The sequence below is a fragment of the Streptomyces sp. 1-11 genome, assembly GCF_007176755.1.
Classification (GTDB): Bacteria; Actinomycetota; Actinomycetes; order Streptomycetales; family Streptomycetaceae; genus Streptomyces.
Genome location: NZ_BJTV01000001.1, coordinates 317,949 through 336,924, shown reverse-complemented (window position 1 = coordinate 336,924; position 18,976 = coordinate 317,949). Strand labels below are relative to the sequence as shown.

Annotated in this window: 19 protein-coding genes; 12 read left to right on the top strand and 7 right to left on the bottom strand. The window is 73.8% G+C overall.

The features are described 5' to 3' along the window. Both TNCT1_RS01515 and TNCT1_RS01510 read left to right on the top strand, forming a co-directional pair. Positions 1-984: an ABC transporter ATP-binding protein gene (locus TNCT1_RS01515; RefSeq protein ID WP_143627301.1), complete on the top strand. Its 984-nt coding sequence runs from the start codon at positions 1-3 to the stop codon at positions 982-984. Beyond that, positions 968-2,068 carry an ABC transporter ATP-binding protein gene (locus tag TNCT1_RS01510; protein ID WP_143627299.1) on the top strand — a complete coding sequence of 367 codons (1,101 nt, stop codon included), beginning with the start codon at positions 968-970 and terminating at the stop codon, positions 2,066-2,068. The genes TNCT1_RS01515 and TNCT1_RS01510 overlap by 17 nt, the downstream gene beginning before the upstream one ends. 110 nt (positions 2,069-2,178) lie before the next feature. Here TNCT1_RS01510 and TNCT1_RS01505 read toward each other — a convergent pair whose 3' ends face one another. After that, positions 2,179-4,311 (bottom strand): prolyl oligopeptidase family serine peptidase, encoded by a 2,133-nt coding sequence (locus TNCT1_RS01505; RefSeq protein WP_143627297.1) that lies wholly within the window; start codon positions 4,309-4,311, stop codon positions 2,179-2,181. 212 nt (positions 4,312-4,523) lie between these two features. Between TNCT1_RS01505 and TNCT1_RS01500 the strand changes: the two genes are divergently transcribed. Further along, a complete protein-coding gene (locus TNCT1_RS01500; protein ID WP_020942059.1) occupies positions 4,524-4,718 on the top strand; it encodes a hypothetical protein in 195 nt (64 codons plus the stop codon). Positions 4,719-4,752: 34 nt separating this feature from the next. Here TNCT1_RS01500 and TNCT1_RS01495 read toward each other — a convergent pair whose 3' ends face one another. Beyond that, positions 4,753-4,962 (bottom strand): DUF397 domain-containing protein, encoded by a 210-nt coding sequence (locus tag TNCT1_RS01495; protein ID WP_143627295.1) that lies wholly within the window; start codon positions 4,960-4,962, stop codon positions 4,753-4,755. Continuing rightward, positions 4,959-5,843 carry a helix-turn-helix transcriptional regulator gene (locus TNCT1_RS01490; protein WP_143627293.1) on the bottom strand — a complete coding sequence of 295 codons (885 nt, stop codon included), beginning with the start codon at positions 5,841-5,843 and terminating at the stop codon, positions 4,959-4,961. Before TNCT1_RS01490 ends, TNCT1_RS01495 begins: the two co-directional genes overlap by 4 nt. A gap of 164 nt (positions 5,844-6,007) precedes the next feature. On the opposite strand from TNCT1_RS01490, the gene mshB reads away from it, so the two are divergent. From mshB to TNCT1_RS01450, 7 genes are all read left to right on the top strand, one after another. Next, entirely contained in the window at positions 6,008-6,874 is an 867-nt protein-coding gene (gene mshB / locus TNCT1_RS01485; RefSeq protein ID WP_143627291.1) for an N-acetyl-1-D-myo-inositol-2-amino-2-deoxy-alpha-D-glucopyranoside deacetylase, read from the top strand. Then, positions 6,871-7,287 (top strand): DUF6113 family protein, encoded by a 417-nt coding sequence (locus TNCT1_RS01480; RefSeq protein WP_143627289.1) that lies wholly within the window; start codon positions 6,871-6,873, stop codon positions 7,285-7,287. Before mshB ends, TNCT1_RS01480 begins: the two co-directional genes overlap by 4 nt. A gap of 155 nt (positions 7,288-7,442) precedes the next feature. Continuing rightward, the gene (locus TNCT1_RS01470) at positions 7,443-9,812 is read left to right on the top strand and encodes a hypothetical protein (RefSeq protein WP_174266101.1); all 2,370 of its coding nucleotides are present in this window, start codon (positions 7,443-7,445) and stop codon (positions 9,810-9,812) included. Positions 9,813-9,948: 136 nt separating this feature from the next. Continuing rightward, positions 9,949-10,878, top strand: a complete 930-nt coding sequence (locus tag TNCT1_RS01465) for an ABC transporter ATP-binding protein (RefSeq protein ID WP_174266100.1) — start codon at positions 9,949-9,951, stop codon at positions 10,876-10,878. Then, positions 10,875-11,615: an ABC transporter permease gene (locus TNCT1_RS01460; protein WP_143627283.1), complete on the top strand. Its 741-nt coding sequence runs from the start codon at positions 10,875-10,877 to the stop codon at positions 11,613-11,615. Before TNCT1_RS01465 ends, TNCT1_RS01460 begins: the two co-directional genes overlap by 4 nt. A gap of 5 nt (positions 11,616-11,620) precedes the next feature. Then, a complete protein-coding gene (locus TNCT1_RS01455) occupies positions 11,621-12,784 on the top strand; it encodes a sensor histidine kinase (RefSeq protein WP_143628274.1) in 1,164 nt (387 codons plus the stop codon). Between the two features lie 20 nt (positions 12,785-12,804). Then, on the top strand, positions 12,805-13,419 hold the full coding sequence (locus TNCT1_RS01450; RefSeq protein ID WP_143627281.1) for a DNA-binding response regulator: 615 nt from the start codon (positions 12,805-12,807) through the stop codon (positions 13,417-13,419). A 127-nt stretch (positions 13,420-13,546) separates the two neighbouring features. Here TNCT1_RS01450 and TNCT1_RS01445 read toward each other — a convergent pair whose 3' ends face one another. Together TNCT1_RS01445 and TNCT1_RS01440 are read right to left on the bottom strand one after the other, a co-directional pair. Then, a complete protein-coding gene (locus TNCT1_RS01445; protein ID WP_143627279.1) occupies positions 13,547-14,413 on the bottom strand; it encodes a transglutaminase-like domain-containing protein in 867 nt (288 codons plus the stop codon). 29 nt (positions 14,414-14,442) lie between these two features. Continuing rightward, a complete protein-coding gene (locus TNCT1_RS01440; RefSeq protein WP_143627277.1) occupies positions 14,443-15,459 on the bottom strand; it encodes a GNAT family N-acetyltransferase in 1,017 nt (338 codons plus the stop codon). A gap of 140 nt (positions 15,460-15,599) precedes the next feature. On the opposite strand from TNCT1_RS01440, the gene fdxA reads away from it, so the two are divergent. Both fdxA and TNCT1_RS01430 read left to right on the top strand, forming a co-directional pair. Next, positions 15,600-15,920 carry a ferredoxin gene (fdxA, locus tag TNCT1_RS01435; RefSeq protein ID WP_143627275.1) on the top strand — a complete coding sequence of 107 codons (321 nt, stop codon included), beginning with the start codon at positions 15,600-15,602 and terminating at the stop codon, positions 15,918-15,920. Between the two features lie 125 nt (positions 15,921-16,045). After that, positions 16,046-17,143 (top strand): bifunctional succinyldiaminopimelate transaminase/glutamate-prephenate aminotransferase, encoded by a 1,098-nt coding sequence (locus TNCT1_RS01430; RefSeq protein WP_143627273.1) that lies wholly within the window; start codon positions 16,046-16,048, stop codon positions 17,141-17,143. A 74-nt stretch (positions 17,144-17,217) separates the two neighbouring features. Here TNCT1_RS01430 and TNCT1_RS01425 read toward each other — a convergent pair whose 3' ends face one another. Both TNCT1_RS01425 and TNCT1_RS01420 read right to left on the bottom strand, forming a co-directional pair. Continuing rightward, positions 17,218-17,649 carry an ATP-binding protein gene (locus tag TNCT1_RS01425; protein WP_143627271.1) on the bottom strand — a complete coding sequence of 144 codons (432 nt, stop codon included), beginning with the start codon at positions 17,647-17,649 and terminating at the stop codon, positions 17,218-17,220. 276 nt (positions 17,650-17,925) lie between these two features. Continuing rightward, entirely contained in the window at positions 17,926-18,927 is a 1,002-nt protein-coding gene (locus TNCT1_RS01420) for a heavy metal transporter (protein WP_174266099.1), read from the bottom strand. Positions 18,928-18,976: the final 49 nt, after the last annotated feature.

Here is an 18,976-nt window from a genome sequence, read left to right as displayed (position 1 = left end):
ATGCTGCTCGAAGTGCGCGACCTGCACGTGGAGTTCCGCACCCGGGACGGGGTCGCCAAGGCCGTCAACGGGGTGTCGTACGCCGTCGACGCGGGCGAGACCCTGGCGGTGCTCGGCGAGTCGGGCTCGGGGAAGTCGGTGACCGCGCAGGCCGTGATGGGCATCCTCGACACGCCCCCGGGCCGGATCACCGGCGGGGAGGTCGTCTTCCAGGGCCGCGACCTGCTGCGGCTGAAGGAGGAGGAGCGGCGCGGCGTCCGCGGCGCCGGGATGGCGATGATCTTCCAGGACGCCCTGTCCGCCCTCAACCCCGTGCTCTGCGTGGGCGACCAGCTCGGCGAGATGTTCGTGGTGCACCGGGGCATGTCGAAGAGGGACGCCCGGGCCAGGGCGGTCGAGCTGATGGACCGGGTGCGCATCCCGGCCGCGGCCCAGCGGCTGCGCGACTACCCGCACCAGTTCTCCGGCGGCATGCGCCAGCGCATCATGATCGCCATGGCGCTGGCCCTGGAGCCCGCGCTCATCATCGCCGACGAGCCCACCACGGCCCTGGACGTCACCGTGCAGGCCCAGGTCATGGAGCTGCTGGCCGAGCTGCGGCGCGAGTACCGCATGGGCCTGATCCTGATCACCCACGACCTCGGGGTGGTCGCGGACGTGGCCGACCGCATCGCGGTGATGTACGTGGGCCGGATCGTGGAGTCGGCCCCCGTGCACGACATCTACAAGGCGCCCGCCCACCCCTACACCCGCGGCCTGCTGGACTCCATCCCGCGCCTGGACCTCAAGGGCCGTGAGCTGTACGCCATCAGGGGCCTGCCGCCGAGCCTGACGCACATCCCGCCCGGCTGCGCCTTCCACCCCCGCTGCCCGATGGCCCGGGACGTCTGCCGCACCGACGAGCCCCCGCTGTACCCCGTCCCCGGGGAGCGCGGAAGCGCCTGCCACTTCTGGAGGGAGTGCCTGGATGACCGCGAGCGCTGAGCCCGTCCTGGAGGTCGGCGGACTCGTCAAGCACTACCCGCTGACGCGGGGCGTCGTCTTCCGCAAGCAGATCGGCTCGGTCAAGGCGGTGGACGGCGTCGACTTCCACCTGGGCCGGGGCGAGACCCTGGGCATCGTGGGCGAGTCGGGCTGCGGCAAGTCGACGGTCGCGAAGATGCTGTGCAACCTGGAGAAGCCCACGGCGGGCTCGATCCGCTTCAAGGGCGAGGACATCACCCGGCTGTCCGGCCGGGCCCTGAAGGCCGTCCGCCGCAACATCCAGATGGTCTTCCAGGACCCGTACACCTCGCTCAACCCCCGGATGACGGTGGGGGACATCATCGGCGAGCCGTACGAGATCCACCCGGAGGCGGCCCCCAGGGGCGACCGCCGGCGCAGGGTCCGTGAGCTGCTGGACGTGGTCGGGCTCAACCCGGAGCACATCAACCGCTACCCGCACCAGTTCTCCGGCGGGCAGCGCCAGCGCATCGGCATCGCGCGGGGCCTGGCGCTGCGCCCGGAGGTGATCGTCGCCGACGAGCCGGTCTCCGCCCTGGACGTCTCCGTGCAGGCGCAGGTGGTCAACCTCCTGGACCGGCTCCAGTCGGAGTTCGACCTGTCATACGTCTTCATCGCGCACGACCTGTCGATCGTGCGGCACATCTCGGACCGGGTCGGGGTGATGTACCTGGGCCGCATCGTGGAGACCGGCACCGACACCGAGATCTACGACCACCCCACCCACCCGTACACCCAGGCGCTGCTGTCCGCGGTCCCGGTGCCCGACCCGGAGGGCCGCGAACGGCGCGAGCGGATCATCCTCTCCGGTGACGTGCCGTCCCCCGCCGACATCCCCTCCGGCTGCCGCTTCCGCACCCGCTGCTGGAAGGCCCGGGAGCGGTGCGCCCGGGAGGTGCCGGCCCTGGCGGTGCCGGAGGCGTTCCGCGGCGAGTCCGGCCCGGCGGCCCACGACTCGGCGTGCCACTTCGCCGAGACGCTGCCCGTGGGGCGGCCGGGGTCCGGCCGGCCCACGCCGCCCCAGGGGGCGGGGGAGCCCGCCGGCAACGGCAGCGGGCCGGGATGACATGGCGCATCCCGGCCCGCCCACGGCACCCGCACGGCCGTACGCTGTTCAGCCTCGCGCGCCGGCATATCGGCGCCGCTTCCGTGAAGTTGCCTGTGCGTTAACGCGTTTCACGCGGATCCGCCGGGCTCGGGCAGCGAGCGCCGGAGGAAGTCGAGCTGGAGGCGGAGCAGGTTCTCCGCGACGTTCTCCTGCGGGGTCATGTGGGTCACCCCGGACAGCGGCAGGACCTCGTGCGGGCGGCCCGCGGCCAGCAGGGCGGAGGACAGGCGCAGGGAGTGGGCGACGACCACGTTGTCGTCCGCGAGGCCGTGGACGACCATCATCGGGCGGTGCGGCTCGGCCGCGTCGACCAGGCCCGCGTCGTCGATCAGCGAGTTGCGGCGGTAGACCTCCGGCTGCTCGTCCGGCAGGCCCAGGTAGCGCTCCTGGTAGTGGGTGTCGTAGAGCCGCAGATCGGTGACGGGCGCGCCGACCACCGCGGCGTGGAAGACGTCCGGGCGGCGCAGTACCGCCAGCGCGGCCAGGTAGCCGCCGAAGGACCAGCCCCGCACGGCCACCCGGCCGAGGTCGAGCGGGAAGTCCCGGGCGAGGGCGTGCAGGGCGTCGACCTGGTCCTGGAGCACGACGGCCGCGATGTCGTCCCGGATCTCCTTCTCCCACGCCGGCGAGCGCCCCGGCGTGCCCCGCCCGTCGGCCACGATCACCGCGAACCCCTGATCGGCGAACCACTGCGAGGTCAGGTGCGCGTTGTGCGCGGCGACCACCCGCTGGCCGTGCGGACCGCCGTAGGGGTCCATCAGAACGGGGAGGGGAGTGTCACCGGGGTAGTCCGTAGGCATAAGCACGGCGCATGGAATTCGGCGTGCGCCCCCCTGGGTGAGCGTCACGCGGGGGGACAGACCGGGATCTTCCGCGTAAGAGGTGACAGTCGCCGTTCGTTTTCCGTCACGCAGCACCTGGACACGGGTGCCGGGACTGTCCAGCGTCGCGGACATCAGCACCGTCACGCCCCCGGCCCGCACCGCCGAGTGCACACCGGGTTCCCGCGACACGCGCTCCCAGCCCAGCTCGTTCACCCGGTAGACGTGGATCTCGCCGGTCTCCGGCGACTCCGCCTCCTCGCCCGCCGAGGCAGTGACCAGCACGTCGTCGGCCGTCACGTCGAGCACCGCACGGATGTGCAACTGCGGCCCGGTCAGCGGGCGATCGCCCACGGTCAGCACCCGCGCGCCGCCCTCGTCCGCGATCCGGACGAGCTGTCCGGACGGGCTCCAGCAGGGCACTCCGGCGAAAAGTTCCAGCCATGTTGGATCTTCGTCGGCGTGCACCATCCGGGTCGCCCCGGTGTCCGGGTCCACCGCCAGGAAGAGCTGGCTGCGCTGGTCCCTTGCCTGCACCAGGATGAGCGGCGCACCCGCCTCTGACCAGTGCACTCGCGCCAGATACGGATAGCGCGCCCGGTCCCAGGCGACCTCCGTGCGCCCCCCGTCGAGGCCGAGGACGAACAGGCGCACGTCCGCGTTAGGCGTCCCCGCGGCCGGGTACGCGACCGAGTTGGGCTCACGCTCCGGGCGGGCCGGGTCGGCGATCCACCACCGCCGCACCGGCCTGTCGTCCACCCGCGCCACCAGCAGCCGGTCCGACCCCGGAGCCCACCAGAAACCCCTGCTCCGCGACATCTCCTCGGCCGCGATGAACTCCGCGAGCCCGTAGGTCACCTGCCCGGCCTCCGGCTCCGCCAGCGCCCTGTCGTCCTCGCCCTCGGCGCCCGTCACCCGCAGCGCGCCCCGCGCCACGTACGCGATGTGCCGCCCGTCGGGCGACGGACGCGGGTCGATCACCGGTCCCGGGACCCGGAGTTCACGTGCCGTGCCGGCCCGCAGCTCGGCCGTGAAAAGCCGCCCTGACAAGGCGAAAGCCGCCAACTCCACGGCGGCGTCGGTGGCGTGGCCGACGATGCCGGCCCCGCCCTCCCGGCTGCGCTCCCGGCGCGCCCGCTCCTCGGGCGGGAGCTCCTCCGAGGCGCCCCGCAGCAGGGCGTGCGGATCGGCCGCCAGGCGCTCGGAGCCGTCCGCGGGGTCCAGGACCCAGAGCGAGTTGGCCCGGTCGGTACCGGAGCCGGAACGCAGGAAAGCGACACGCGAACCGTCGGGCGCCACGGCGAACGCGCGCGGCGCGCCGAGCGTGAACCGCTGCGTGCGTGCGTGCCGACGGGGGAAGGAGTGAGCCTCGGTCGTCATACCCCGACCATATTGGCCATGCGCCCCCTTGTGCGGCCGTGCGCCGAGCGATGCGCGAGTACGGATAGTTATGATCACTACCGCTGAGTGGGTATGAACCCGCTGGCGTCCGCATGGACTTGCCGTCTGGATCGACGCCCGGCATACGCCCGGGTCACAACCCCCATAGTCCGAACCCCCCGTGTCCCTGGGATTTTTGGAGGTGAGCCGCCGTGGCACTCTCGATTTCGGCGGTGGTGCTGCTGGCGATCATCGTCTTCTTGCTGATCAAGAAGTCGGGACTGAAGGGCGGCCATGCGGTCATCTGCATGCTGCTCGGGTTCTACCTCGCCTCGTCGACCGTGGCCCCCACGATCAGTGAGCTGACGACCAACGTCGCCAGCATGATCGGCAGCATCAAGTTCTGAGGGCGCCCGGGGCCGGGCGGCGGCAGCGGCCGGTTCAGCCCTCGACCGCGTACGGCACGAAGCGGGACCACGCGGCGGGGGCGAAGGCCAGGCGCGGTCCCTGCGCGTCCTTCGAGTCACGGACGTGCACGGTGCGGGGCGCCATGGCGACCTCCACGCACGAGTCGCCGTCGGGGCCATCGCTGTAGCTGCTCTTGAACCACGCCGGTTCCTGGGCGTCGCCGGTAGTGGACTTGCGGGTCATGTCGCTCCCAGCAGTTGCTCGATGAGGGCCAGTGACTCTTCGGGTGGAAGAGCCTGGGCTCGGACGGTGCCGTACCGCAGTTCGAGGATGCGCAGTTCCCTCAGGCTCGAGACCGGCCGTCCGCTGAACATGCCGTCGGCGCGTCCTACCGCCGTGCCGTCCTCGAACTTCAGCAACTCGATCCTGCCGCTCATGCCGGGGTGCGGTGTGCTCTCCAACGGCATCACCTGAAGGGTGACGTTGTTCAGCCGCCCCACCTCCAGCAGCCGCTCGAACTGCTGTCGCCGCACCATTGTGCAACCAACCCTGCGGCGCAGTGTCGCCTCCTCCAGGACGAACCCCAGGGCCGGCGCGGGCAAACGATCGAAAACGGACCGCCGCGCCATGCGGGCGGCCACTCGCCGTTCCAGGTCCTCCGGAGAGTAGGCGGGCTGCCAGCATTCCAGCAACGCCCGTGCGTGTTCCGGTGTCTGGAGCAGGCCGGGGATGCTGCTGCACACGTACACCCCGATCTCGACGGCCTTGCCCTCCAGCTCCGCCAGATCCCGCACCTTCTTCGGGTACCGGACCTTCCTTACGTCCTCCTTCATCGCCGCGACGAGCCCCCCGGCGCGCAGTACCTCGTCCGCCGTGTCCAGGAACTCGGGGCGGGGGATCCGCTTGCCGGCCTCGATCTTGTAGACGAGGTCCTCGCCGTAGCCGACCGCCGCCGCGAACTCGCCGGCCCGCAGACCCGCGGCCTCCCGCCGCAGCCTCAACTGCCGCCCCACGGTCGCCACCACGGCCAGCGCCCAGTCGTCGTCCGGGTCCACCTCCCACCCCGGCTCGTCGGCCTGTGCCGCCCCGGTCCGCACCCGCACCGCCTCGCCGTCCACCGACATCCGCGCCCCTCCTTGATCCCGGTCACCCTGCGCGACGCTGTGATCACCCCTCACGGTAGGGCGGACGGGGCGCCCCGAGCCGGGTGAATCGGGAAAATCGGCAGATGGCCGGTGACGGAGCCCGGTTCCGGACGCCGCCCGGCGGCGCTGCGTAGGGTGGTCCCATGACGGATCTGCCCGACCGGCGTCTGCTGCTGGTGCACGCGCACCCGGACGACGAGTCGATCAACAACGGCGCGACCATGGCCCGGTACGCGGCCGAGGGCGCCCATGTGACCCTGGTCACCTGCACCCTCGGTGAGCGCGGCGAGGTCATCCCGCCCGGGCTGCGGCACCTGACCGGCCCCGCGCTGGGCGCGCACCGCCGCGGCGAGCTGGCCGCGGCCCTCGGCGAGCTGGGCGTGACGGACTTCCGGCTGCTCGGCGGCGCGGGCCGCTACGGCGACTCCGGAATGATGGACACCGCGGACAACGAGGACCCCGGCTGCTTCTGGCAGGCCGACCTGGACACCGCCGCCGGGTCGCTCGCCGAGGTGATCCTGGAGGTCCGCCCGCAGGTCCTCGTCACCTACGACGACAACGGCGGTTACGGCCACCCGGACCACATCCAGGCCCACCGTGTCGCCATGCGCGCCGTCGAACTGGCGGCCGGGCGCGGGCACCGGGTGGCGAAGGTCTACTGGAACCGCGTGCCGCGCTCCGTCGCCGAGGCGGCCTTCGCCCGTCTCCAGGAGGAACTGCCCGCGCTGCCGTTCGCCAAGGCGGCCACCCTGGCCGACGTACCCGGAGTGGTCGGCGACGAGCGGATCACCACCGCCGTCGACGGCTCCGCCCACGCCGCGGCCAAGGCCGCCGCCATGCGCGCCCACGCCACCCAGATCGAGGTGGCCGAACCCTACTTCGCGCTCTCCAACGAGCTGGCGCAGCCGCTGTTCACCACCGAGTACTACGAATTGGTGCACGGTACCGCCGAGCCCGGGGAGACCGACCTGTTCGCCGGTGTGGCCGGCGGCGCCGAGGAGACGTCATGAGCACCGCGGGACGCGGGTCCGCGCTGGCCCAGCCGTTGCAGCGCCCCTCGGCCGGGCGGATGGCCGCCTACGCCGGGCTGTTCGTCCTCGGCGCGGTCGTCGGCCTCGCCGGGGCCCTGGTCCAGGGCGCGTGGTTCCCCGGCGGCCTGCTGCTCGCCCTCGCGGGCGCGGCCGGGCTGTTCCTCGGCGGCGCGTACGCGCTGCGCGGCCGGGGCGGGGCGGTGGCGCCGGTGGCCGGCTGGATCGTCGCCGTCATCCTGCTGACCGCGAGCCGCCCCGAGGGCGACTTCCTGTTCAGCGCGGGACTCGGCTCCTACCTCTTCCTGTTCGGCGGCATGGCGGTGGCTGTGATCTGCGCCACGCTCGGTCCCGGGCGGCAACCCGGCGGCGGCGCTGCCCGACTTGGCAAGTGACGTACCACTTCGCCGTACGGCGCACGTGCGAGTCCGGTGTGCATTTCCTCAGCGGTCATGGGATACGCGCCAGAAGTGGCCAGTATGGTGGTGCGCGCCGCCGAACTGCCCGCTGAGGTCGTAACGGGCGGTGGAGCCAACCGGGAGAACCTGCCTTGAGTCGTGAAACTGACACTCCGTCCTCCGGGCCCAACGGGCGCGGCGGAGCCGCATACCCCTCCGGGACGCCTCCGTACGGGACCCCCGTCGCCTCCGAGACCGGCGCGGACGCGGGCCGTTCGGCCGCGCAGCCGGAGGAACGCAAGACCGAGACCACGCTGACGACTCGGATCCGTATCAACATCCCCGGATCGCGGCCCATCCCGCCGGTCGTGGTGCGCAAGCCCGTCGGCGACGCCGAGGGCGCGAAGGACGACGCGGGACCGGACCCGCGGCCGGCTCAGGCCGCCGCGGCGCCCGCCGCCGAGACGCCGGCCGAGCCCGCGCCGCAGGCCGGGGAGAAGACCAGCGACTGGTTCGCGCCGCGCAAGTCGTCCGCGCCCAAGGGCGGTCCGGGCGGCGGCGGCACGAACGGCGCCGGGCTGCCCGGCGGTTCGGCGGCCGCCCCGGCCGCGCCCGCCGCACCGTCCGTCCCGGGCCCGCGGTCGGGCGCCGCCGGCCCTCGCCCGGGCGGCGGCCGCCCCGGTGGCGTGGTCGGCGCCATGGGCGCGACGGGCGCACCCCGCCCCGGCGGCACCAACGGCGCCGGCCTGCCCGGCGCGACCGGCGGCCCGGTGGCCCCCGGCCACGGCGGCGGCACCGGATCCTTCGACGTGACCGAGGCGCTGGCCGCGGGCCCGCGCGGCGGCGCCCGGTCCGGCGGGACCGGCGGCGAGGAACCGAGCCGCGACGACCTGCCGTTCTTCTCGGAGGGCGGACCGAACGGGCCCGCCGGCGGCGCCGCCGGCGGCACCGGCGGCCTCGGCGGTCCGGGCGGCCCCAACGGCCCGAACGGCCAGGGCGGTCGCGGTCCCAAGGGACCCGCGGGCCCGACGAGCGGACCGGTCACCGGCGACGGGCCGATGATCCCGCCGACCCCCAGGAGCGCGCTGAGCGACCTGGACGGATTCCCGGGCGAGTCCTTCGACGGCTACGGCGACACGGGCAGTCACGCGCTGCCCGGCGACACCGGCAGCCACCAGCTTCCCGGCGACACGGGCAGCCACCAGCTTCCCGGCGACACGGGCAGCCACCAGCTTCCCGGGGACACGGGCAGCCACTCGCTGCCCGGCGGCGCGAACGGCCCGGGCCGCCAGGGCGGCCCGCAGGCCCCCGGCGCCTTCGCCGGCCCCGGCGGCGGCCTCAGCGACGACACCGCGATCCTCACCCCGCAGAAGCCGGCCCCCGAGCCGGGCACGCCCGGCTACCGCGGTCCCGGCAACGTCTCCGGGCAGACCGTCACCAGCGGCATCCCGCCCGTCCCGGGCGCCGGGAAGTCCCCGTTCGGCCCGGGCGGCCCCACCGACGGCCCGGTGCCGCACCAGGTGCCCAAGCTGCCCGACCCGGCCCCGCAGGCCAAGGCGGCGGCCCGGCCGAAGAAGAAGGGCCGCAGCAAGCTGGTCCTGCTCGGCGTCGGCGTGGTCCTCGTCGCGGCCGGCGTCTACGGCGCCGGACTGCTGATGAACCACTCCGACGTGCCCAAGGGCACCACCGTGCTCGGCGTCGACATCGGCGGCGGCACCCGCGACGAGGCCGTCAAGAAGCTCGACGACGCCTTCGGCGCCCAGGTGAACAAGCCGCTCAAGCTGGCCGTGGGCGGCAAGACCGTGTCCATCGCGCCGGACAACGCGGGCCTGCAGTTCGACTTCGCGGCCACCGTGAGCGAGGCCGCGCGGAGCGACTACAACCCGGTCTCCGTGATCGGCTCGGTCTTCGGGCAGAAGCGGGTGGTCGAGCCGGTCATGCCGGTGGACGAGGAGAAGCTGCAGGCGGCCCTGCAGCAGGCCGGCGGCGGCTCCGGCTCCGTGGTCGAGGGCGGGGTCGAGTTCCGCGCCGGCAAGGCCGTCGCCGTCTACGGCAAGGCCGGCAAGGCCATCGACGCGGCCGGGTCGAGCCGGGCGGTCGAACAGGCCTACCGCACGCTGGTGGAGACCGGCACCGCCACCCCCGTCTCCGTGCCGACCGCCACCAGGCAGCCGACGGTCTCCAAGGCCGAGGTCGACCGGGAGATGAAGGAGTTCGCGGAGCCGGCCATGTCGGCCAACGTGACGGTGCAGACCGACGCCGCGCACTCGATCCCGATGAGCCCGCAGAAGTCGCTGTGGAAGTTCCTCCGGGTCGCGGCCACGCCCGACGGCAAGCTCACCGACAAGCCGGACCTGGACGCCCTGAAGCAGCTCTACGGTCAGACCTTCGACGGCGTGCTCATCACCCGGGGCAACGGCAAGAAGACGGCGGTCACGCCGCAGGACGTGTACGTCGCCCTGCGCCAGGCGCTGACGAGCCGGACGAACCGGGTCGCGGTCATCGACACGAACCCGAGCTAGCAGGCGGGGAAGGGGGGCGTCCGCGGGCCGGACACCCCCCTTCGCCGTGTCACCGGAACGGCATGACATCTGTCATCCGGCACCGAGGACCGCCGACACTGCCGGACCCCCGCCCCGCGCGGCCAGGATGGGGGGCATGACAACGACAGCGGCACCGGCCACCACCACTCCGGTGGTCGGGTTCGACCAGGTGACCAAGACGTACGGGAACGTGCGGGCCGTCGACGGCCTCTCGCTCCGGCTGTACCCGGGGGAGACCGTCGCCCTGCTCGGTCCGAACGGCGCCGGCAAGTCCACCACCCTCGACCTCCTGCTCGGGCTCAAGCACCCCGACAGCGGCACGGTCGGCCTGTTCGGCACGAGCCCGCGCGAGGCCATCGTCGCCGGGCGGGTCGGGGCCATGCTGCAGACCGGCGGGCTGATGGACGAGGTCACCGTCGCCGAGCTGGTGAAGCTGGCCTGCTCCCTGCACCCGAAGCCGTACCCGGCCGCGGACGTGCTCGCCCGGGCGGGCGTCACGCAGATCGCCGACCGCAAGGTCAACAAGCTCTCCGGCGGCCAGGCCCAGCGCGTCCGGTTCGCCCTCGCCACCGCCGGCGACAGCGACCTGATCGTCCTGGACGAGCCGACCACCGGCATGGACGTCTCCGCCCGCCAGGCCTTCTGGGCCACCATGCGCGAGCAGGCCGACCAGGGCCGCACGGTCCTGTTCGCCACCCACTACCTCGAAGAGGCCGACGCCATCGCCGACCGGGTCCTGGTGCTGCACCGCGGCCGGCTCCTCGCGGACGGCACCGCTGCCGAGATCAAGGCCCGCGCGGGAGCCCGGCGGATCTCCTTCGACCTGGAGGGAAGCATCGACGCGGCGGCCCTGCGCGGCCTTCCGTCCCTCACCTCGTTCGACGTCTCCGGGCAGACCGTCCGCATCCAGTCCGCCGACGCCGACGCCACCGTCCACGCCCTGTACGGACTCGGTGTCTACCCCCGCAACCTCGAAGTCGCCGGCCTCGGCCTGGAGCAGGCCTTCGTCGCCATCACCGAGGCCGAGGAGGCCAAGCAGTCATGAACTCCCTGATCAGGCTGGAGCTGACCCGCTCGCTCCGGAACAAGAAGTTCCTGTTCTTCTCGGTGCTCTACCCCTCGTTCATCTACCTGATCTTCTCCAGCAGCGCCGGCTCCGGCGAGAAGGTCGACGAGACCGGCCTGACCGTCGCCACCTACCTGATGGTCTCCATGGCCTCCTTCGGCGCCCTGACCGCCGTCCTGATGGGCAACAGCGAGCGCATCGCCAAGGAGCGCGAGAGCGGCTGGGTGCGGCAGCTCCGGTTGACCCCGCTGCCCGGGCGCGGCTACGTCCTCGCCAAGACCGCGAGCGCGGCCGTGGTGAGCCTGCCGTCCATCATCGTGGTGTTCCTCGTCGCCGCCGCCTTCAAGGACGTACGCCTGGACGCCTGGCAGTGGCTCGCCCTCACCGGGGTCATCTGGGCGGGCAGCCTGGTCTTCGCGGCGCTCGGCGTGGCCATCGGCTACATCGCCTCCGGGGACGCGGTCCGCCCGATCACGATGATCGTGTACTTCGGCCTGTCGATCCTCGGCGGCCTGTGGATGCCCTCCACCTCCTTCCCGCGGATCCTCCAGGACATCGCCGAGTGGCTGCCGACGCACGCGTACGCTGCACTGGGGCGGGCGATCGAGCAGAGCCAGGCCCCCCGCACCACGGACATCGCCGTCCTCGCCGTCTACTTCGTCCTCTTCGCGGGCGGCGCGGCCTGGCTGTACCGGAAGGACACGCTGAAGGCGTGAGCGCCATGACGACCGAGGACCGAACACCCGGCCCCGAGCCGCGGACGAGCCTGGGGCAGCCGCCCCGCAACCGCCGGGAGCTGCTGCGCAAGCTCGTCTGGGTCGGCGTCTGGCTGGTCTTCATGAGCTCCCCGGTCCACGACCTGGCCGCCGGCCGCCACACGCCCTCCGGGACGGCGGCCGGCTGGCTGGGCCTCGCCGTGTTCGCCGGGGTCTACCTGCTGCTGGTCTTCCGGAACATGGGCCGGCCGATGCGCCGGTCCCTGGTCGTCGGCCTCATCGTCGTCCTGTGCGTCCTGGCCGTCGTCCTGTGCCTCACGCTCGGCGCCGCCTGGCTCGGCCTGTTCTGCTACGTCTCCGTCGCCTGCGGGGCGGCCCTGCCGCTGCGGGCGGCGTACTGGGCCGTACCGGCGACCGGCGCGGTGATGCTGCTGGTCGGCCTGCCCACGGACGAGGCCGAGGCCAGGAACCTGGTGCTGGTGGTGGTGCTCATCGGCTTCGCGATGACGGGCGTCGTCCAGCTCGTCCGCACCACGGTCGAACTGCGCGAGGCCCGGGCCACCGTCGCCCATCTCGCCGCCAACGAGGAGCGGTTGCGGCTCGCCCGGGACCTGCACGACCTGCTCGGCCACTCGCTCTCCCTGATCACGCTGAAGAGCGAGCTGGCCGGACGGATGCTGCCCGGGCACCCCGACAAGGCGGCCCAGCAGGTCGCCGACATCGAACAGGTCAGCCGCCAGGCCCTGGTGGACGTCCGCGAGGCCGTCACCGGCTACCGGCGCCCCCGGCTCTCCGCCGAGCTCGCGGGCGCCCAGGTCGCGCTGACCGCGGCCGGGGTGAGCGCCGAACTGCCCGCCGAGCCGGACCTCGCCGGAGCCGGGGAGGACGGCGAGGCCGTGCTCGCCTGGGCGCTGCGCGAGGCGGTCACCAACGTGGTCCGGCACAGCGGCGCCCGCCGGTGCGTCGTCCAGCTCCTGCACCGCCAGACCCTGGACGGCCCGATGCTCGAACTGTCCGTGGAGGACGACGGTTCCGGCGGCTCCGGCACGATTGCCGGCAACGGTCTGACCGGCCTGACCGAGCGGCTGGAGAAGGCCGGCGGCATGCTGGAGGCCGGGCGCGCCGGGCGGGGCTTCCGGCTGGTCGCCCGCGTGCCGCTGACGCCCTGAGGGGACGTAGGATCCCGGGCATGAGCAGCCCGATCAAGGTCCTCCTCGCCGAGGACCAGTCGATGGTCCGTGAGGCGCTGGCCGCCCTGCTCGGCCTCGAGGACGACATCGAGGTCGTCGCCCAGGTGGCGCGCGGCGACGAGGTGCAGGCGGCCGTCGGCGCGCACGACGTGGACGTGGCCCTGCTCGACATCGAGATGCCCGGCTGCACCGGCATCGAGGCGGCGGCCCGGGTGCGCCGGGAGTTCCCCGCGGTGAAACTCGTCGTCCTCACCACCTTCGGCCGCCCCGGCTACCTGCGCAGCGCGATGGAGGCGGGCGCCGACGCCTTCCTGGTCAAGGACGCACCGGCCGCCCAGCTCGCCGCCGCGGTGCGCCGGGTGCTCGCCGGGGAGCGGGTCATCGACCCCACCCTGGCCGCGGCGGCCCTCGCCGAGGGCGCCAACCCGCTCACCGACCGCGAACGCGAGATCCTGCGCGCGGCGGCCGACGGCTCCACCAACGCCGAACTGGCGGCCGCCCTGCACCTGTCACAGGGCACGGTACGCAACTACCTCTCCACGGCCATCCAGAAGCTGGCGGCCCGCAACCGGGCCGAGGCGGTGCGCATAGCCCGCGAGAAGGGCTGGCTCTGAGGGACCGGCCGCCCGCACTCCGGCTTCCCGGCCGGACCCGGGGCGCCCAGGGACTCCCGTCCGCACCACGCCGGGCTCGCGGGCCCGGGCACCGCTTGCCGGTCCGGACCGCTGTGGACGGAAGTCCCTAGTTGAGCATCGCCCGGGCCGTCCGGGCCTGCCGGCGCACCCGGTCGGCGGCCGGTTCGTCGACCACCTCGATCAGATGCGCGTACGCGTCCAGCTCCAGGGCGCCGGCCTCGAACTCACCGCGTTGCACCAGCAGTTGGCCGCGCTCGTAGCGCAGCCGGGCCGGATGCGCGGGCAGCAGCAGGCTCAGCTCCACGGCCCACAGCGCCACGTCCGAGCGCTCGGGGCGGGCGGAGGCCCACGCCCGGACGTTGTTGAGGATGCGCTGCACCACCTCCAGCGGGGTCGCCGGCTCCAGCATCGACGGCTGCAACGGCGCCCCGGTGGCCCCGGCGACCAGCAGCTCGGCATCCGTACCGGTCAGCACCCGGCCGCCGTCGAACGGATCGGCCAGCACCTGTTCCCGTGCCGCCCCGAACCCGACGACGAAGTGCCCCGGCAGGGCGACGCCGTACACCGGCGCACCGGCCCGCCGGGCGACCTCCAGCCACACCACCGACAGCAGGATGGGCAGCCCGCGCCGCCGCCGCAGCACCTCGTGCAGCAGCGAGGACTCCAGCCGCTGGTAGTCGGCGGGAGCCCCGTGGAACGCCTCGGTCCCGCCGAGGAGCCGGCACACCGCCTCGGCCCACGCCCGCGGCCCGCCCGGCCGGTACGGCAGCCGCCCGGCGAGCCGGTCCAGTTCGAGCTGGGCCGCGTCGATGCCGGCCTCGTCCAGCGAGCCGTCCGCCTCGGCGCCGATCAGCAGGCACAGCGCCGACAGGTCCGGCCGCCCGGACCGGGCCTCGGCGCCGAACCGCCGCCGCAGCTCGGCGGAGCGCTCCGGCGGTGGCGGGTACGGGGGCGGGAGACGAGGGTGCCGCATGTCTGGGTCATGCCCTCCCACGGCGATCGCTACGACCCTCCGGCGCCACCGGCGTCCGGCCGGCGGTAGTGGTGGTAGGCGTGGTGCGGCGCCAGGCCCAGCCGGGCGTACAGCCCCCGGGCCCCCTCGTTGCCGCTCTCCACCTGCAGCCAGGCCGCCGAGGCGCCCTCGTCCAGGGCCCGCCGGGCCAGCGCGGCCATCACCTCGGTGGCCAGCCCCTGCCGGCGGCGCGCGGGATCGACCTCCACGGCGGCGAACCCGGCCCAGCGCCCGTCCACCACGCACCGCCCGATCGCCGCCGGAGCCGCGCCGGGCGCACCGGGCACGGTCGCGAACCACACCGAGGGGCCACTGCCCAGCACCCGCAGGGCCACCTCGCTCACGCCCTTGCGCTGATACCGGGAGAGCCAGGCCTCGTCCGCCTCCCGGGACAGCTCCACCCCGGCGCCCCCGGCCGCGTCCGCGACCGGCGCCAGCGCCCCGGTCCACAGTTCCGCGGTGACCTCGCGCACCCAGCCGCGCCGCTCCAGCTCCGCGCACAGCAGCTCCTGCGTGCCCTCGGCGCCGGTGGCGGTCTGCACGTAGGCGGGCAGACCGCGCTCGCCGTACCAGCGGCACACGGCCTCCAGAGCGGCGTCGAGGCCGGTCCCCGGATCACCGGACGGCAGCACGCTGTTGGCCCGCCGGGTGAACCCTCCGGCCGCGCGCAGCTCCCACTCGCCGAGCCGCTCGCTCTCCACCGGCCGCCACGCCCGGGAGGCGACCCGGGCCAGCTCGGGGTAGCCGGCGGCGGGCCCGCGGCGGCGGGCCGGTGCGGCCGGGATCACCTTCCCCGCGACCAGCGCGGACTCCGCGATCCGGACACTTCGCCCGTCCCGCGATGTGATCATGAGCACGCCGTCGTTCCATGATGTGAGAACACCGACCGTGTCGGTGAACTTCTCCGGCCCTGCCCCGGGCTCGCTCAAGCGCCGCACCGAGACGCGTTTTCCCACGTCATCGGCGGTGATGCGGACCTCGAGGCGTCCGTGCGCCGAGATTTCCACTGGTCAGTTCACCCCTCCTGTTCGGATCTTGCCCAAGAACGGAGATACTAGGGGCGGGCATCGACGACGCCGCGCTCCCGCGCGCCAGGCGGCGGAGCCTACGGAGGCCCGCCAGCGCCCTATCGAGGAGGAACGACAGCGTGACCTACGTCATCGCGCAGCCTTGTGTCGACGTGAAGGACAAGGCGTGCATCGAGGAGTGCCCGGTCGACTGCATCTACGAGGGCCAGCGGTCCTTGTACATCCACCCGGACGAATGCGTCGACTGTGGTGCCTGTGAGCCGGTCTGCCCGGTCGAGGCGATCTTCTACGAGGACGACACTCCGGAGGAGTGGAAGGACTACTACAAGGCGAACGTCGAGTTCTTCGACGAGCTCGGTTCCCCCGGCGGCGCCAGCAAGCTGGGCCTGATCGAGCGGGACCACCCCTTCATCGCCGCGCTGCCGCCGCAGGCCCAGTGACCTGACCCGCCGGGCGGCTGCCCGGCGGCCCGCAGCGCGCCGCCCCGGTCCCGTACGGCCCGATCACCCGATCAGCGCCGTACGGGACCGTGGCGTTCGCCGAAGCAGAAAGTGAGCCAGCACCCGTGTCCGCAGTCTCCGACCGGCTTCCGGCCTTCCCCTGGGACAAGCTGGAGCCGTACAAGAAGACGGCCGCGGCCCACCCCGGCGGCATCGTCGACCTGTCCGTCGGCACCCCGGTCGACCCGGTCCCCGAACTGATCCAGAAGGCGCTGGTCGACGCGGCCGACTCGCCGGGCTATCCGACGGTCTGGGGCACCCCGGCGCTGCGCGACGCGATCACCGGCTGGCTGGAGCGCCGCCTCGGCGCCCGGGACGTCACCCACCGCCACGTCCTGCCGGTGGTCGGCTCCAAGGAACTGGTGGCCTGGCTCCCCACCCAGCTCGGCCTCGGCCCCGGCGACAAGGTCGCCTACCCGCGCCTGGCCTACCCGACGTACGAGGTCGGCGCCCGGCTGGCCCGCGCCGGGTACGAGGCCTACGACGACCCGCGCGAGCTGGACCCGGCGAACCTCAGGCTCCTGTGGCTCAACTCCCCGTCCAACCCGACCGGCGAGGTCCTGTCCAAGGACGAGCTGACGGAGATCGTCGCCTGGGCCCGCGCCCACGGCGTGCTCCTCGTCTCCGACGAGTGCTACCTCGAACTGGGCTGGGAGGCCGACCCGGTCTCGGTCCTGCACCCGGACGTCAACGGCGGCTCCTACGACGGCATCGTGGCCGTCCACTCGCTCTCCAAGCGGTCCAACCTGGCCGGCTACCGCGCCGCGTTCATCGCGGGCGACCCGGCCGTCCTCGGCCCGCTGCTGGAGATCCGCAAGCACGGCGGCATGATGACGTCGGCGCCGACGCAGGCCGCGGTGGTGGCGGCCCTGGGCGACGACGAGCACGTCCGCGTCCAGCGCGAGCGCTACGCCGCCCGCCGCGAGTCGCTGCGCCGGGCCCTGCTCGGCCACGGCTTCCGCATCGAGCACAGCGAGGCCAGCCTCTACCTGTGGGCCACCCGCGGCGAGTCCTGCTGGGACACCGTCGCCCACCTGGCCGGCCTGGGCATCCTGGTCGCGCCGGGCGACTTCTACGGCGAGGCGGGCGACAGGTTCGTGCGCGTGGCCCTGACCGCGACGGACGAGCGGGTGCGCGCCGCGGTGGAGCGCCTGGCCGCGTAGCGGCCCCGGACACGCCGGCGGGGTCCGGGGATCGCTCCCCGGACCCCGCCGGCCGTCGGCCGTGGCGGCGCTGCTCAGCCGCCGAGCGGGAGCTGGGCGGCCGGCAGGGACGAGGTGGGCAGTCCGCCCTGGGTGAGCGAGCCCGCGGACAGCCCGCTCTGGGCCGCGGTGCTCGCGGCGCGCCCGAGGGCACCGCCCGCCGTCCCGGCGACCCTGTTCGCCGCGGGCACCGCCTTCGTCACGCCGCCGGTGCCGCCGGGCACCGCCTTCTTGGCCGCCTTGCCGTTCGTGCTGCCGGCGATGCCGGTGACGTGCTGCGCCGCGCCGTCGACGGTGCTGCCGACGCCGGCCGCGCTGTCCAGCGCGGTCAGGCCGCCGAGCGCCGGAGTGACCGTCGGCTGGTTCGTGGCCGCGCCGGCAGAGCCGGCCGCACCGACCCCGGCGGCCGCTCCCGCTGCGACGAGCAGCGCGGCACGGGCGATCCGGCGGGTCAGGGGGAGGGACATGGTGCTCCATTCGACGGGAGGAACGGTGGTGTGTCCGGGCCACCCGGACGCCGTGCTTACCGCTCGAGACCGACGAAGGTTGCGGACGCCGAAGGCAAAGAATGGGCAACGCATCGCATTATCGTTTGTGGATAAAAACGGGCAAAGGTGGCCCGCTGGGGGTGCTGCAGAATCCTTACGTCCCTTGATTCCCAAGGGCTGTCGGAACATCGCGCGCCCCCGGCGGAGAACGCGCCCGCCGCGCAGCCGCACAACCCGGCCGGGGGAGTCCCCGTACTACTGTCCGGTCACGATCCGGACCGACCCGGCGGACTTCTCCGCACCGCCGGCGCCGTCCGTGCCGATCCGGTGCCAGGTGCCGCCGCCGTCCCTCGCGGTCCACTCGCGGTCCGCGTAGGACACCCGCTCGATGTGCAGCGCCGAGGAGTTGGCCACCGCCCACTGCGCGAGCTGCCAGCCCCGCTCGCGCTCCCGCTCGGCCGCCGCGGCCCTGCCCCCGTGCGCGCCGCCCCCGGACACCGGCACCGTCACCGTCCGCCCGTGCGCGGAAGCGGTGACGGACGGCGACGGCGACGGCGAGGGCACCGGCGTACCGCCCACCACGGCGCCGGTCTCCTGCAGCGCGTCCCGCCCGAAGTCCCGTACCAGCGCCGCCCGCACGGCGTCCGGGCCGGTCGCCGCGGCGGTGCGCTCAGGGCGCCCGGCACACGTCAGCGTGGCCGCCGCGCGGCCGGTCAGCGCGGCCGCCAGCAGCTCGGCGTCCCGCTCGTGCTTGGCGTAGGCCTCCGGGTAGCCGCTGCGCTGCACCCGCTGCGCGGCCACCGTCAGCGGCAGGCCGGCGTAGTCCGGCACCTTGGCCAGGTGCGCGTAGAAGATGCCCGCCGAGTAGGCCGGGTCCATGATCTGCCTCTCCGTGCCCCAGCCCTGCGAGGGCCGCTGCTGGAACAGGCCGAGGGAATCCCGGTCGCCGTGCTCGAGGTTGCGCAGCCCCGACTCCTGCAGGGCGGTGGCCAGCGCGATCGTCGTGGCCCGCGCGGGCATGTTCCGCCCGGTGCCGACGGCCGCGATCGTCGCCGCGTTCACCGCCTGCTCGGGCGTGAACTCGTAGGACTCCCCGTCGCCGTCGGCGGAGACCACCTTGCAGCCGCGCATGCCGCCGCCCCCGGTGACGTACTGCACCACGAGGTAGGCGGCGACACCGCACAGGACCAACAGCGCCGCCCCGAAACGCAGGAGGCGGCCGCGACGCTTGGGACGGCTGGGGGACGGCTCTGGCACGCGTACAAGGTACTGGAGGGCCTTCCCGGCCCGGCGGCGGGTCCGGGCA

What these genes read in the sequence shown, in the direction of transcription:
- TNCT1_RS01515 (WP_143627301.1), top strand. Translation starts at nt 1, where the DNA reads ATGCTGCTCGAAGTGCGCGACCTGCACGTGGAGTTCCGCACCCGGGAC.
- TNCT1_RS01490 (WP_143627293.1), bottom strand. Translation starts at nt 5,843, where the DNA reads ATGTCGGTGGACGGCGAGGCGGTGCGGGTGCGGACCGGGGCGGCACAG.
- TNCT1_RS01495 (WP_143627295.1), bottom strand. Translation starts at nt 4,962, where the DNA reads ATGACCCGCAAGTCCACTACCGGCGACGCCCAGGAACCGGCGTGGTTC.
- mshB (WP_143627291.1), top strand. Translation starts at nt 6,008, where the DNA reads ATGACGGATCTGCCCGACCGGCGTCTGCTGCTGGTGCACGCGCACCCG.
- TNCT1_RS01505 (WP_143627297.1), bottom strand. Translation starts at nt 4,311, where the DNA reads ATGACGACCGAGGCTCACTCCTTCCCCCGTCGGCACGCACGCACGCAG.
- TNCT1_RS01455 (WP_143628274.1), top strand. Translation starts at nt 11,621, where the DNA reads ATGACGACCGAGGACCGAACACCCGGCCCCGAGCCGCGGACGAGCCTG.
- TNCT1_RS01460 (WP_143627283.1), top strand. Translation starts at nt 10,875, where the DNA reads ATGAACTCCCTGATCAGGCTGGAGCTGACCCGCTCGCTCCGGAACAAG.
- TNCT1_RS01445 (WP_143627279.1), bottom strand. Translation starts at nt 14,413, where the DNA reads ATGCGGCACCCTCGTCTCCCGCCCCCGTACCCGCCACCGCCGGAGCGC.
- TNCT1_RS01465 (WP_174266100.1), top strand. Translation starts at nt 9,949, where the DNA reads ATGACAACGACAGCGGCACCGGCCACCACCACTCCGGTGGTCGGGTTC.
- TNCT1_RS01480 (WP_143627289.1), top strand. Translation starts at nt 6,871, where the DNA reads ATGAGCACCGCGGGACGCGGGTCCGCGCTGGCCCAGCCGTTGCAGCGC.
- TNCT1_RS01510 (WP_143627299.1), top strand. Translation starts at nt 968, where the DNA reads ATGACCGCGAGCGCTGAGCCCGTCCTGGAGGTCGGCGGACTCGTCAAG.
- TNCT1_RS01450 (WP_143627281.1), top strand. Translation starts at nt 12,805, where the DNA reads ATGAGCAGCCCGATCAAGGTCCTCCTCGCCGAGGACCAGTCGATGGTC.
- TNCT1_RS01425 (WP_143627271.1), bottom strand. Translation starts at nt 17,649, where the DNA reads ATGTCCCTCCCCCTGACCCGCCGGATCGCCCGTGCCGCGCTGCTCGTC.